This is a genomic window from Loktanella gaetbuli, assembly GCF_020531945.1.
Taxonomy (GTDB): Bacteria; Pseudomonadota; Alphaproteobacteria; order Rhodobacterales; family Rhodobacteraceae; genus Loktanella; species Loktanella gaetbuli.
The window spans coordinates 312,701-326,044 of the sequence record NZ_JAJATZ010000001.1; the positions used below are offsets into that span (position 1 = coordinate 312,701).

Annotated in this window: 12 protein-coding genes; 11 read left to right on the forward strand and 1 reads right to left on the reverse strand. The window is 60.8% G+C overall.

Annotated features, from left to right (window positions below):
* Nucleotides 1-52 precede the first annotated feature (52 nt).
* Nucleotides 53-1,096, reverse strand: a complete 1,044-nt coding sequence (locus LGQ03_RS01575) for a type 2 periplasmic-binding domain-containing protein (protein WP_226746980.1) — start codon at nt 1,094-1,096, stop codon at nt 53-55.
* Between the two features lie 136 nt (nt 1,097-1,232).
* Between LGQ03_RS01575 and LGQ03_RS01580 the strand changes: the two genes are divergently transcribed.
* The 11 genes from LGQ03_RS01580 (at nt 1,233) to LGQ03_RS01630 (ending at nt 13,343) form a co-directional block, all read left to right on the forward strand.
* Nucleotides 1,233-1,979: a DUF2182 domain-containing protein gene (locus LGQ03_RS01580; RefSeq protein WP_226746981.1), complete on the forward strand. Its 747-nt coding sequence runs from the start codon at nt 1,233-1,235 to the stop codon at nt 1,977-1,979.
* Between the two features lie 11 nt (nt 1,980-1,990).
* Nucleotides 1,991-2,686, forward strand: coding sequence for a DUF1326 domain-containing protein (locus LGQ03_RS01585; RefSeq protein WP_226746982.1), 696 nt, complete (start codon nt 1,991-1,993; stop codon nt 2,684-2,686).
* On the forward strand, nt 2,683-3,186 hold the full coding sequence (locus LGQ03_RS01590) for a DinB family protein (RefSeq protein ID WP_226746983.1): 504 nt from the start codon (nt 2,683-2,685) through the stop codon (nt 3,184-3,186). Before LGQ03_RS01585 ends, LGQ03_RS01590 begins: the two co-directional genes overlap by 4 nt.
* Before the next feature lie 215 nt (nt 3,187-3,401).
* On the forward strand, nt 3,402-4,385 hold the full coding sequence (gene acuI / locus LGQ03_RS01595; RefSeq protein WP_226746984.1) for an acryloyl-CoA reductase: 984 nt from the start codon (nt 3,402-3,404) through the stop codon (nt 4,383-4,385).
* 86 nt (nt 4,386-4,471) lie between these two features.
* Entirely contained in the window at nt 4,472-6,127 is a 1,656-nt protein-coding gene (locus LGQ03_RS01600; RefSeq protein WP_226746985.1) for a BCCT family transporter, read from the forward strand.
* A gap of 73 nt (nt 6,128-6,200) precedes the next feature.
* On the forward strand, nt 6,201-7,838 hold the full coding sequence (locus LGQ03_RS01605) for a BCCT family transporter (protein ID WP_226746986.1): 1,638 nt from the start codon (nt 6,201-6,203) through the stop codon (nt 7,836-7,838).
* Nucleotides 7,839-7,915: 77 nt separating this feature from the next.
* Nucleotides 7,916-9,343 (forward strand): cryptochrome/photolyase family protein, encoded by a 1,428-nt coding sequence (locus LGQ03_RS01610; protein WP_226746987.1) that lies wholly within the window; start codon nt 7,916-7,918, stop codon nt 9,341-9,343.
* A gap of 124 nt (nt 9,344-9,467) precedes the next feature.
* A complete protein-coding gene (locus tag LGQ03_RS01615; RefSeq protein WP_226746988.1) occupies nt 9,468-10,673 on the forward strand; it encodes an SAM-dependent methyltransferase in 1,206 nt (401 codons plus the stop codon).
* A 29-nt stretch (nt 10,674-10,702) separates the two neighbouring features.
* Nucleotides 10,703-11,143, forward strand: a complete 441-nt coding sequence (locus LGQ03_RS01620; protein ID WP_090159378.1) for a TrgA family protein — start codon at nt 10,703-10,705, stop codon at nt 11,141-11,143.
* A 2-nt stretch (nt 11,144-11,145) separates the two neighbouring features.
* Nucleotides 11,146-12,282 carry an NUDIX domain-containing protein gene (locus LGQ03_RS01625; protein ID WP_226746989.1) on the forward strand — a complete coding sequence of 379 codons (1,137 nt, stop codon included), beginning with the start codon at nt 11,146-11,148 and terminating at the stop codon, nt 12,280-12,282.
* A gap of 32 nt (nt 12,283-12,314) precedes the next feature.
* Entirely contained in the window at nt 12,315-13,343 is a 1,029-nt protein-coding gene (locus tag LGQ03_RS01630) for a cysteine synthase A (RefSeq protein ID WP_226746990.1), read from the forward strand.
* The last annotated feature ends 1 nt before the right edge of the window (nt 13,344 follow it).

Below are 13,344 nucleotides of genomic sequence, written 5' to 3' on the forward strand. Positions count from 1 at the left end.
GCAAGCAGCAGAAGGGCGGTCCGATGTCGGGCCGCCCGCCGCTCACCGGTTTTTAGAAACCGGCCTTGATCAGTTCGAACGTCTCTGCCTGACGTTCGCGCATCTCGTTGCTCATGGGCAGCTGTGCCAAAACCGGCACGGCGATCGGTTCCAGACCGGAGGCTGCCAGATCCTCTTCGCTGACCTGATCGTTCAGGGCGACCTTGTTCGATGATCCGAAGCCCGCGTCCAGCAGCGGCACGACAGAGGACGCGGCCAGCATGGCGTTGATGTAGTCATAGGCCTTGTCCTCGGAGCCTTCGCCGTCGGACAGGTTCACGTAGCCGCACAGCCACAATGACGACCCTTCTGCGGCCTCACGCTGGAAGGCGATGGGGCGACCTTCTTCGACCATGGTGGGGTAGGTCTCGTTCCAGGCCCAGCTGACCAGGATTTCGCCAGACGACATCAGCTGTGCCAGTTCCGCGGGGTCGGTCCAATAGGTCCGCAGGTTCGGGTGCACGGCCCGCAGCCAGTCCGATGCGGCCTGAAACTGTTCGTCGGTCGCATTTTGCCAGTTGTCCACGCCGGTCGCCAGATAAGCGAGCGCATAGGCATCGTCGACGTTGTCGGGCAGGGTCATGCGACCGGCGTAGGCGGGGTTCTGGAAGACCTGAAGTGAGGCAACATCCTCTGCCGGGACCTCTTCGGGGTTGTAGGCAATGGCGGTGGAGCCGAAATCTGTCGGCACAAAGAACACGCCGGCGGCGTCCGCCACGTTTTCGCCCGTCAGGTTGCTGTCCAGATCGGCCCAAGCGTCAATGCGGCTGGTGTCCCATTCATCCAGGATACCACTTTCGGCCCAACGGGTGACCGATCCTGCACAGATATGCGCCACATCGGCCTGAAACCCGGACCGGATTTTCTGGAACGCCTCGTCTTCGTCCCCGAAAAAGCTGAAGGCGGGGCTGTCGCCATGTGCTTCGATATAGGCCTGATGGAATTCGGGGTTTTCAAACCCGGGGTAGTCAAAGACGAGCAGATCGCTGTCCTGCGCACCCGCAGCGCTGGCGGTTGCGACGGCGGCAGCTGTGCCAAGTAGACGTGCAAAGGTCATGGTGCATCCCCTGTGTGAACCTGTTGTCGCCAGAAACGCTAGAACCTCGCGCGGGTCGCGACAAGAGAGGATCGCACGGCTTGATCCCAAGTTTGCGCGCTGGCACAAAACCTGTCTGACCAAATCGGAGATCGCGATGGAACGGATTGCCCGGCATGGGATACGAACGGCGCTGTGGCTGGGTTTTTTCGTGGCGATCCTGCTGTCCTGGGCCTGGCTCTACATGATGTCGATGATGGCGGGGCTGGATGTCTGGGGGCGGGTGACCGGGCCCAACATGATGCCGCTGACGACCTTTGGGATGTTGTTTCCCATGTGGGCCGTGATGATGGCGGCCATGATGTTGCCCACGATGATACCGACCCTGACGACATACGAGGCATTGATGCGGTCGGCAGATGGCAGCCGTGCGGGCTGGGTAGGTATCTTGTTGGGATACCTGATCGTCTGGGTTGGATTCGCAGCGGTGATTTCCATGGCACAATTGGCCCTGCTGGCCTTTGGCGGTATCGATGTGCTGGGTGCCGTTACGTCACGCTGGCTGTCTGCGGGGCTGCTGATCGTCGTGGGCGCGTTTCAGTTCACCCGCGCCAAGGAGGTGTGCCACGGGGTATGTCATGCGCCAATGCACTATTTCCTGGGGTCATGGCGGCCCGGTTTCGCTGGCGGCCTGCGGATGGGGCTGGGGCTGGGGGCGTTCTGCGTCGGGTGTTGCTGGGGGTTCATGGCGCTGGGTTTCGTGGGTGGTGTGATGTCTTTGTTGTGGATGGGGCTTGCCACGGTGTTCATGGTGTTCGAGAAATTACCACAGATCGGGCATCGTCTGATCAAACCTGCGGGATGGGCGCTGATTGCCGGTGGCCTGTTCGTCGCATTGCGCTGAGAGGAATGCCGATGGCCACGACGACCGATCGCCTGCCGATTTCGCAACGCATCGACAGCCGGATGCCGAACCCGCGCAGACGCAAGATGCAGCCGACCGATTGGGCCATCAAGGGCGAGCTGTTTCTGAACTGTTCCTGCACGGTCTTTTGTCCTTGCGTCGTATCGCTGGGCGCGCATCCCCCCACCGAAGGGCATTGCCATGCGTGGATGGCCATCGCCATCGACGAAGGCCATTTCGAGGGTGAGGTTCTGTCGGGATTGAACGTTGGCCTGCTGGTCGACATCCCCGGACGCATGGCCGAAGGTAACTGGAAGGTCGCGGCCTATGTCGACGACCGGTCCAGCCAAAAGGCCTATAACGGTCTGCTCAAGATCTTTTCCGGTCAGGCGGGGGGCACGACGGGGCTGTTCACGATGCTGGTGTCCGAAATCATCGGAGCAGAGCGTGAAAAGGTCGAGATCGTGCGCGACGGCAACAGGCGCGGCATCTACATCGGTCGCAAGATCCAGGGCGAGATCGAGATGCTGGCCGGCAAGGACAAGGACCACCCAGTGATGGTGTCCAACAGCAAATACTGGATGGGCCCGGACATCATCGCGGCCACCGGCCTGAAATCCAAGGTCCGCGACTACGGGCGAGTCTGGGATTTCGGCGGCAAGTCGGCAGAGGTCTGTCCGATCGACTGGAAAGGTCCCAAGCCGTGATCGACCGCGCCTATTGCCGCATGATGGCCCGCTACAATGCGTGGCAGAACAAGGCCTTGTGGGACGTCTTTCAGACGATGACGGATGCCGAACTGTCAGCAAAGATCGTATCGCCTCACGGCTCGGTCCTGGGGGCGGTGAACCACCTGCTGTGGCTGGACCGCATGTGGCTGTCGCGGCTTTATGCGATCAAACCGCCAGCAAAGGACCTGTCCGAGAGCACGACATTGACCCCGGACATACGCGCATGGTGGCTGGATCGGTTTCGCACCGACGGTGCGCTGCGGATGTGGGCGGATACGCTCAATTCCGTGGATTTGCTTGAACAAATCGCGTTCTGGTCGATTTCGCTGGAGCAGGACATCATCCTGCAAAAGGATGCCTGCGTCATGCACATGTTCAACCAGCAGACCGATCAGCGGGCGGTGATCCGCACGCATCTGGCGGCGATGGGTCATGCGTTGCCCAGCGTCAACCTGTTCGAGACGCCCCCCGCGTGACCCGTGTCACTGCCTGCCTGCGGAGACCATAACCGATGGGCCTGCGGGGGATCATGGCCGCGCGATGTCATGTTGCGTGCAACGGTCTGGATGTTGCGCGGGTTGCGGCGGCGGTGCCTCCGGCGGGAGTATTTGGGGCAAGATGATACGACGGGCTCGGGCACATGCGGAACCGTGACCTGTGGCGGAAAGATTTTACAAGCGAGGAGACAGCGATGTTCAATGCATTGATCGTGGACAAGGGCGAGGACGGCAAGACGTCGGCCCAGGTGAAACAGATCGGGCTGGATGATCTGCCCGAGGGCGAGGTCACGGTCGCGGTCGACTATTCGACCGTCAACTACAAGGACGGACTGTGCATCGGTCCGGGTGGCGGTCTGGTGCGAAACTATCCGCATGTGCCAGGCATCGATTTTGCGGGGACCGTCGAGGCGTCATCGGATGACCGCTATGCGGTCGGTGACAAGGTGGTCCTGACCGGTTGGCGCGTCGGTGAGGCGCATTGGGGCGGTTACGCACAAAAAGCGCGGGTCAAGGCGGACTGGCTGGTGCCGCTGCCCGATGGTCTGGATGCGCGCCGGGCGATGGCCGTGGGGACAGCCGGTTTCACGGCGATGCTGGCGGTCATGGCGCTGGAGGATCACGGCATCAAGGATGGGCCGGTGCTGGTCACCGGTGCCTCTGGCGGCGTGGGATCGGTGGCCACCGCGATCCTGTCCAATCTGGGTTATTCTGTTGCCGCCGTCACCGGCCGGCCCGAGAGCGCGGATTATCTGCGCGAGATGGGCGCGACCGAGATCGTGGCACGCACCGATCTGAATGAGACCGTCAAACGCCCGTTGGAGGGCGAACGCTGGGGCGGCTGTATCGATGCGGTGGGTGGCGACATGCTGGCACGTCTGCTGGGCCAGATGCAGTATGGTGCGTCAGTTGCGGCGGTGGGACTGGCCGGGGGCGCTGGCCTGCCTGCGACGGTGATCCCTTTCCTGCTGCGCGGCGTGAACCTGCTGGGTATCGATTCCGTCATGCAGCCGTTTGAAAACCGTCAGCGGGCGTGGGGCCGGATCGCCACCGATCTGCCGATGGATAAACTCGACGCGATGATCCAGCCTGCGACCTTGTCCGATCTGCCAAAGCTGGGCGCGGACATCCTGAAAGGTCAGGTGCGCGGGCGCGTCGTCGTCGACGTCAATCACTGACGCGCAATTTTATTTCGCGCCGTCGGGTGTCAGATCCGGCGGCGCGGGCTAGGTTTAGTTTCCTGTTCATAGCCGGAGACTCTCAGATGCCGTTGAAGCCACCCCTTACCGATCTCGATATTCAGACCGCCGACAACGGATTCTACGAAGGTTTCAACACCATCGTCTCTGTCGGGTCCAAGGTTCTGATCGGGGTCTTGATCGTCTGGGCCGCCGTCTGGTCGATCCAGGCAGGGGAAATCCTGAGCAACATCCGGTCAACCATCGACGCGAATACCGGCCCATGGTACATGTACGCGGTCGCGTTTTTCATCGTCACGGCGCTGGGGCTTGCGCTGTATCCGACAACGGGTCGGTTGATGTTGGGTCAGCCGGGCGATAAGCCTGAATTCAGCAGTTTTTCCTGGTTTTCGATGATGTTCGGCGCGGGCATCGGGATCGGCATGCTGACCTATGCCACCGCAGAGCCGATCTATCATTTCGGCATCAATCCCGACACGATCACCGGGGCCACCACGGCCAGCGCGGCTGACAATGTGATTTCAGCCTATAAATGGTCGTTCCTGCATTGGGGCTTTTCCGCATGGGGATGCTACGCGATCGTGGGTCTGGCACTGGCGTTTTTCAGCTATTCGCGCGGGCTGCCGCTGACGATCCGTTCCGGTCTGACGCCGCTGTTCGGCCGCGCGTTGGAAGGGCCGCTGGGTCACGTCATCGATATCGTCTCTGTCATCGCGACGATCCTGGGGGTTGCCGTGACCATCGGCTACGGCGTTTCGCAATTTGCATCGGGTGTATTCAACATCACGGGTGCGGCCTGGCTGATGAACGCCGAAGGAACACCGACTGTCGCCGGCATGCTGACGGCGCTGGTCGTGGTGATGTTCTGTTCTGTCCTGAGCGCCCTGTCCGGCGTCGGCAAGGGAATCAAGTGGCTGTCGAACCTGAACATGGGCCTGTCGTTTTTCATCCTCGCGTTTTTTCTGGTGTTCGGGTCGACGCTATTTGCGTTCCGGTCGCTGTTCGTGGGGCTGTGGGATTATCTGATCAATCTGCCCGCGATGTCGCTGACGCTCTTTCGTCCTGATGGCACTGACGCGGACAACATGCAGAACGCCCTGGCCGGTTGGCAGGGGGGCTGGACCATCTTTTACTGGGCCTGGTGGATTGCCTTTGCGCCATTCGTGGGTCTGTTCCTGGCGCGGATCAGTCGTGGACGAACGGTGCGGGAATACGTGCTGGGGGCCATGATCGTGCCGTCGCTGATGTGTTTCGTCTGGTTTGCCTTTGCCGGCGGGACGGCGATTGATCTGACGCTGAACGGTGGTGCGGGCGACCAGATCACCGGTGCGGGCATTTCCAGCCAGCTGTTCGCGATGATCAACTTCATGCTGTCGCCTTTGTTGGCCAAACTGATGAGCGCGGTGATCGTCGTATTGCTGCTGACCTACCTCGTGACCTCTGCCGACAGCGCGATCCTGATCATCAACACGATTGCGGCGGCAGGTGACGAATCGCCTAAGGGCCGGCTGCATATCATCGCCTGGGGCAGCATCCTTGGCTTTGTGATCGGTGCCTTGCTGGTGGCGGGCGGGCTGGACGCGATCAATACTGCGATGATCATCGGCGCACTGCCGTTTTCGGTCGTCATGGTGCTGATGTGCCTGTCTTTGATCAAGGCGCTGTACCGTGACGGGCGCCGTGCCAAAGCCGCTGAAGCAGTCGCCAACCCCGCTGAATAGGTGGGGTTGGTTTTATCTTGGGCAATTTTCCGCTAATCGTCGCGCAGGATTAACTGAACGGTAAGGAGACAAGATGACAGAAGTAACGCCAGAGGGCATTCCCGCCCCGGAAGGCGCTGTTGAGCAGATCCAGACCGATTACGAGATCGGTCAAGACAACTTTGAAGGCAATCTTGGACGGATTGCCTTTGACATTCACAACCCGGTATTCGCGATTTCGGGCGCCGCGGTCGTGGCATTCGTTTTCTATACGCTGGCGCTGCCCGATCAGGCCGGCGCGGTATTCAGCTGGCTGTTTTCGACCGTCACCCAGAAATTCGACTGGTTCTTTGTGACGGCCGCAAACATCTTTGTGCTGTTTTGCCTGTTCTTGATTGTCTCGCCGCTGGGCCGGGTCCGGCTGGGTGGCGCGGATGCGACCGCTGACTATAGCTATCTGGGCTGGTTCGCGATGCTGTTCGCAGCCGGCATGGGCATTGGCCTGATGTTCTACGGTGTGTCCGAGCCGCTGACACATTTTTCCACCGCCTTGGGTGGCACAAGCGTCGAAGAAGGCGCGCGCACGGACTGGGCACCGTTGGGTGCCGCTGCGGGCGATACCGAAGCGGCAATCCGGCTGGGCATGGCGGCCACCATTTTCCATTGGGGTCTGCACCCTTGGGGGATCTACGCCATTGTCGGCCTGTCGCTGGCGCTGTTCAGCTACAACAAGGGCCTGCCACTGACGATCCGGTCGGCGTTCTATCCAATCTTTGGTGAACGCGTCTGGGGCTGGACAGGTCACGTGATCGACATCATCGCCGTGTTTGCGACATTGTTCGGTCTGGCGACATCGCTGGGGTTCGGTGCGACGCAGGCAAATGCCGGTCTGAACGCATTGTTCGGCGTCCCCGTGGGAGCCACGACCGAGGTGCTGCTGATTACCGCGATCACCGCGGTTGCATTGGTGTCCGTCACGCGCGGCCTCGATGGTGGTGTGAAAATCCTGTCGGAAATCAACATGGGGCTGGCGGCGTTGCTGCTGGTGTTCGTGCTCTTGGTGGGGCCGACGGTTGCGATCCTTTCGACATTCGGCTCGTCGTTGCTTGCCTATCTGGAATTCCTGCCCGCGCTGTCGAACCCGGTCGGCCGTGAGGACGCGAACTTTGTCCAAGGCTGGACGGCGTTCTACTGGGCCTGGTGGATCAGCTGGTCGCCCTTTGTCGGCATGTTCATCGCCCGTGTCAGCCGCGGCCGCACGGTGCGTGAATTCGTGACATGCGTGTTGCTGATCCCGTCGCTGGTCTGCGTGCTGTGGATGTCGGTCTTTGGCGGCGTCGCCATCCAGCAGGTCGTGCAGGACGGTTACACCGCCGCCCAGGACGCGGACCTGCCGGTGCAGCTGTTCGAGATGCTGGCAGCACTTCCGCTGGCGCAGATCACCAGTTTCATCGGGATCGTGCTGGTCATCGTGTTCTTTGTCACTTCGTCGGATTCAGGATCGCTGGTGATCGACACGATCACGGCAGGTGGCAAGATCGATGCGCCGGTGCCGCAGCGCGTGTTCTGGTGCGTGTTCGAAGGTGCCGTGGCCATCGTTCTGTTGTTGTCAGCAGGCGGTCTGGAATCGCTGCAATCCATGGTGATTTCGACCGGATTGCCATTCACCATCGTGCTGCTGATCATGTGCTACGCGATTTTCAAGGGTTTGCGCAGCGAACCAAAGTCGTGATGCAATTGCGGATGCCCGGATCAGGGCATCCGCACTTTCCCGCTTGAACGCGGCGACGGTGCGCTAGATAGCAGCGCATGTCTGAAAATTCTCCTATCCTGCTTTGGTTTCGTCGCGACCTGCGATTATCCGATCATCCCGCGCTGGACGCGGCCTGTACGACGGGTCGTCCCGTCATTCCGGTGTTCATTCACGACGATGTGGTGGAAAACACAGGTGCTGCCGCTAAAATGCGTTGGGGCATGTCGATTGCCGCGCAGGCCGCTGCACTGCATGACAAGGGCAGTCGCCTGATCCTGCGCCGTGGTGACGCGCTGGCTGTCTTGCGCGATCTGGTCAGGGAAACAGGTGCAGGGGCCGTCTGGTGGTCGCGCCTGTATGATCCCGAATGCAAGGATCGGGATACGGCTGTGAAATCAGCGCTGACCGATGACGGGATCGACGCAAAGAGTCATGCAGGCCATCTGCTGTTCGAACCCTGGACGGTCGAGACCGGCAGTGGTGGTTTCTACAAGGTCTATACGCCGATGTGGAAAAACGTCCGAGACCGGCAACTGCCGGACAGTATTTCGGCACCATCCACGGTTCCCGCGCCGGACCAGTGGCCGGACAGCGACGATCTGGATGATTGGCAGATGGCAGCGGCGATGCAGCGCGGGGCCGACGTCGTGCGTCCCTGGTGCACCGTGGGCGAGGATGCGGCCATTCAGCGGCTTGCAACCTTTGTACAGCACCGGATCGCGGATTATCAGAAAAACCGTGACATTCCGGGCATGAAACACGGCACCTCGGGCCTGTCGGAAAACCTGACCTACGGCGAAATCAGCCCGCTGACCTGCTGGCATGCAGGCTGGCGCGCGATGGACCGGGCAGGGACCGGGGCAGAGACATTCCTCAAGGAACTGGTCTGGCGCGAATTTGCCTATCACCTGATCTATCACACGCCGCGCATCGTTGATCGCAACTGGCGCGAGGAATGGGACGGGTTCGACTGGAACACCGACGAACGCCTGGCCGAGGTCAAGGCCTGGAAAAAGGGGCGCACCGGTATCCGGTTTGTTGATGCCGCAATGCGCGAGATGTACGTGACCGGCACGATGCATAACCGTGGCAGGATGATCGTCGCCAGTTACTTGACCAAGCACCTGCAATGCGACTGGCGCATCGGGCAGCGTTGGTTTGCGGATTGCCTGATCGACTGGGACCCGGCCAGCAACGCGATGGGCTGGCAATGGTCGGCCGGGTCGGGGCCTGATGCCACGCCTTATTTCCGCGTGTTCAACCCGGTCACGCAGCTGGATAAATTTGACGGCGACGGCGACTACGTGCGCGCCTGGCTGGCCGAAGAGTACAGCAATCCATCAGATACGGCCTTGTCCTACTTTGAGGCGATCCCCGAACATTGGGGCATGTCGCCAGATGACACGTACCCCGATCCGGTCGTGGCGGCGGATGACGGGCGCAAGGCGGCGCTGGACGCCTATGATCGGTTCAAGAATGGCTGATGGCTTGTGACATTGTGACCAAGGCCGCAACTATTCGGTCCGCTGTATCGTGACTTTGGCATCATAATCACTAATGTCCGCAAAAGCCTGAAACGGCAGGACAAACCACGGGGACACATCGCGCATGATCTTGACGACCACCGAGGGGCAAAACGACCTTCCGCGTTATTTTTCGTCTGTTTTCAACATGCTGAAATTGAAACGCGGCCGGCTGGACGTGATCCTGCCCGACGGACGGCATTTCCGTACCGAGGGCGCAGCGCCCGGCCATGTGGCCGAGGTGACCGTACACAACGCGGATCTGTTTGCCCGCACGATCCGAGAGGGCGACCTGGGTCTGTGTGATGCCTATCTCGACGGCTGGTGGAGTACGCCGGATTTGCAGGCCTTCATGGACCTCGTGCACGACGACGCCGAGGAAATGTATGACGGTTTTCCGGGCCAGTTCATCGTACGCAGCTTTGAACGGCTGCGGTTCTGGTTGCAGCGCAATTCCAAGAAGCAGGCGCGCAAGAACATCGAATATCACTACGATCTGGGCAATGATTTCTACAGCCTCTGGCTGGACGAGACGATGACCTATTCCAGCGCGAAATTCGAGACGGGCCAGGAAAGTCTGGAGGCGGCGCAGACGCTCAAATATGCATCCATGGTTGACGAGATGGGCGCGCAGCCCGGCGATCACGTGCTGGAAATCGGCTGTGGGTGGGGCGGGTTTGCGGAATACGCCGCCGGCCAGCGCGACCTGCGCGTCACCTGCCTGACGATCAGCACAGAGCAGTTCAAATACGCTGTGGATCGCATTGAAAAGGCAGGGCTATCCGACAAGGTCACGATCAAGTTGCAGGATTACCGCGACGAGACAGGCACCTATGACGGCATCGCCAGCATCGAAATGTTCGAGGCGGTAGGTGAACAATACTGGCCTGTCTATTTCGAGACGGTCAAAAACAGGCTCAAGCCTGGCAAGAACGCGACACTTCAGATCATCACCGTGGCGGACCGCCGCTGGAAGATCTACAAGCGAGGCCCTGATTTCATTCAAAAATACATCTTTCCGGGTGGCATGTTGCCCAGCCCGAGCATTCTGCGCGATACGGTGACACGCGCGGGTATGAACGTGGTGAAATCGGTCGAATTTGGCCACAGCTATGACGTGACATTGCGGCGCTGGCACGAGACGTTCAACGCGAAATGGGATCAGGTCGCCGCCTTGGGATTTGATGATCGGTTTCGGCGCATGTGGAACTTTTACCTGACCTCTTGTGCATCGACCTTTGCCAGTGAAAACTGCGATGTGACACAAATCACGATCGCACGGCCTGCCTGACGGTCTGCGCAAGCCAGGGAAGGTCCGCCATGCCAACAGCCGGAAAACTGACGGGGGCGATCCTTTATGCCGTTCTGGCGGGGGTGCTCGCCTATCTGACGGGACCCTTGTTTGACGCAGGACGGGCACCGGGTTTCTGGTATCCGCTATGCATCGTTGCGGGATTGTTGTGCGGTTGGCGCATCATGGGCGCAAGGGTCGGTCAGGGCTACAGTATCGCCATCGGCACGGCGCTGACGGCCGCCGGGGCCGTGGTGTTCTGGGCCTTATTGATCCTGTCGGGACATACGATGATCACCCGGTCGATGCGGGGGCAATATGACGGCCCGATGGATGCACTGATTTCGACCTTTGGCTTGATGGCGGGCTACGGTCAGCAGTTTGCAACCCCCGTCGTGGTCGGCGTGCTGGTTCTGGGCGGCCTCATCGCAGGGCTGATCACCGAGGCCGTCGGCAGCAAGTACCACTGACCATGCGTCTGTTCATTTACGGCACATTGCTGGACGAAGCCTTGCGTGTCGCGGTTGCGGGTGCAGGCGGGCAGTTGGTGGATGCGGTACTGCCTGGCTACGGCGTGCGACCGCTGTCAGACAGTGTCGTCCCGATCGTGCAGGTAGACCCGCAAGGTACGGCAGTGGGCAAGCTGTGGGGTGGCATCAGTGCGGATCAGGCGGCACGGCTGGCACTGTACGAAGGCATCTACGACTATCGTTTGATCGACGTGACGGTGACACTGGCGGACGGCACACCTGCCGCCGCGCAGATGTGGGTGCCGCCGCAGGATGCGGCTGCGGGTGACGGCAGCTGGTCGCTGGCGCATTGGCAAACGCATTACGCAAAGGCGTCGGTGCTTGCGGCACAAGAGCTGTTTGCGATGGACCCGTTGCCCAGCCTGTCGGACCTCGCATGGCAATTTCCAATGATGCAGAAACGCGCCTGGGGGCAGGTGCAGGCCAGCCAGACCGCGACACCCGCCAGCCTGCGCTACACACCCGATGCGGGCGATGTGGCGGTCACCCATCGCAAAGCGCCTGTCGGCAGTTTTTTCCGCCTGCAAGGGTTCGGGGTTGAACATCGCAGGTTCGATGGTGGCCGGCAGGGGCCGTTGCCGCGCGAGGTGTTTGTTGGGATCGAGGCGGTGATCGTGCTGCCCTATGATCCGGTCACGGAACGGGTGGTTCTGGTGGAACAGCTGCGCATGGGCGCACTGATCCGCAACGATCCGAACCCGTGGATTCTGGAACCGGTGGCCGGAATGATCGACGCCTTTGAGGAGCCGGAAACCGCCGCCTTGCGCGAAACCAAGGAAGAGGCGGGGCTGGACGTGACCCTGCGCAAGGTCAGCGGTTGCTATCCGTCACCGGGAAATGCCACCGATTTTTTCCATTGTTACGTCGGGCTCGCGGATATTCCGGATACCGACCAATGGTCCGGCGGTCTTGCCGCGGAACACGAAGACCTGCGTTTGCACGTGGTATCATTGGATCGCGCGCTGGAACTGGTCGCCAGCGGAGAGATGAATGTCGCCCCCGGCGTGATGCTGATCTATTGGTTGGCACTGCACCGCGCCGCGTTGCGGGTTGAGTTCAGCGGTGGCATCGCTAGTTAGGTGAACGTAACACCGCGCGAAAGGCCGCAGCCATGACAATCAAATCAGATCTTGCCGATACCGTCGGAAACACCCCCCTGATCAAGCTCAAGGGCCCGTCCGAGGCGACAGGCTGCACGATCCTGGGCAAGGCTGAGTTCATGAACCCCGGCCAGTCGGTCAAGGACCGCGCCGCACTCTACATCATCAAGGATGCCGTGGAAAAAGGTCTGCTGAAACCCGGCGGCACCATTGTCGAGGGCACGGCAGGCAACACGGGCATCGGGCTGGCGCTGGTCGGGGCCTCGATGGGGTTCAAGACCGTCATCGTCATCCCCGAAACCCAGTCCGAGGAAAAAAAGGACATGTTGCGGCTGGCGGGTGCCACCCTCGTGCAGGTACCGGCAGTGCCCTACAAGAACCCGAACAATTACGTCAAATATTCTGGCCGCCTTGCCGAACAGATGGCCCGCGAGAGCAACGAGGGCGTCATCTGGGCCAATCAGTTCGACAACGTGGCGAACCGGCAGGCGCATATCGAAACCACCGGACCCGAAATCTGGGACCAGACCGTTGGCAAGGTTGACGGGTTCATCTGTGCTGTGGGTTCTGGCGGGACGCTGGCGGGTGTCGGCATGGCGTTGCAGCCCAAGGGTGTCAAAATCGGTCTGGCCGATCCCGAAGGTGCCGGCCTGTTCAAGATCTACACAGGCGAGGAAAACCCCGGCGACAGCATCACCGAAGGGATTGGTCAGGGGCGGATCACGGCCAACCTCGAAGGGTTCACACCCGATTTCAACTATCGCATCCCCGATGCAGAGGCGCTGCCGGTCGTGTTCGATCTGTTGCAAACCGAAGGTCTGTGTCTGGGCGGATCGTCCGGCGTGAACGTGGCCGGAGCGATGCGCATGGCGCGCGACATGGGGCCAGGCCACACCATCGTGACGATCCTGTGTGACTACGGCACCCGCTATCAGTCCAAGGTCTGGAACCCCTCGTTCCTGAAATCCAAGGGCCTGCCGGTTCCCGGCTGGCTGGATCAGGACCCGCAGTCGATCCCCGGCGTGTTCGAGGACGTTTGAC

Bases quoted from the DNA above. Each gene is read 5' to 3' on its own strand.
- LGQ03_RS01575 (WP_226746980.1), bottom strand. From the start codon at position 1,096: ATGACCTTTGCACGTCTACTTGGCACAGCTGCCGCCGTCGCAACCGCC.
- LGQ03_RS01580 (WP_226746981.1), top strand. From the start codon at position 1,233: ATGGAACGGATTGCCCGGCATGGGATACGAACGGCGCTGTGGCTGGGT.
- LGQ03_RS01585 (WP_226746982.1), top strand. From the start codon at position 1,991: ATGGCCACGACGACCGATCGCCTGCCGATTTCGCAACGCATCGACAGC.
- acuI (WP_226746984.1), top strand. From the start codon at position 3,402: ATGTTCAATGCATTGATCGTGGACAAGGGCGAGGACGGCAAGACGTCG.
- LGQ03_RS01600 (WP_226746985.1), top strand. From the start codon at position 4,472: ATGCCGTTGAAGCCACCCCTTACCGATCTCGATATTCAGACCGCCGAC.
- LGQ03_RS01605 (WP_226746986.1), top strand. From the start codon at position 6,201: ATGACAGAAGTAACGCCAGAGGGCATTCCCGCCCCGGAAGGCGCTGTT.
- LGQ03_RS01610 (WP_226746987.1), top strand. From the start codon at position 7,916: ATGTCTGAAAATTCTCCTATCCTGCTTTGGTTTCGTCGCGACCTGCGA.
- LGQ03_RS01615 (WP_226746988.1), top strand. From the start codon at position 9,468: ATGATCTTGACGACCACCGAGGGGCAAAACGACCTTCCGCGTTATTTT.
- LGQ03_RS01620 (WP_090159378.1), top strand. From the start codon at position 10,703: ATGCCAACAGCCGGAAAACTGACGGGGGCGATCCTTTATGCCGTTCTG.
- LGQ03_RS01625 (WP_226746989.1), top strand. From the start codon at position 11,146: ATGCGTCTGTTCATTTACGGCACATTGCTGGACGAAGCCTTGCGTGTC.
- LGQ03_RS01630 (WP_226746990.1), top strand. From the start codon at position 12,315: ATGACAATCAAATCAGATCTTGCCGATACCGTCGGAAACACCCCCCTG.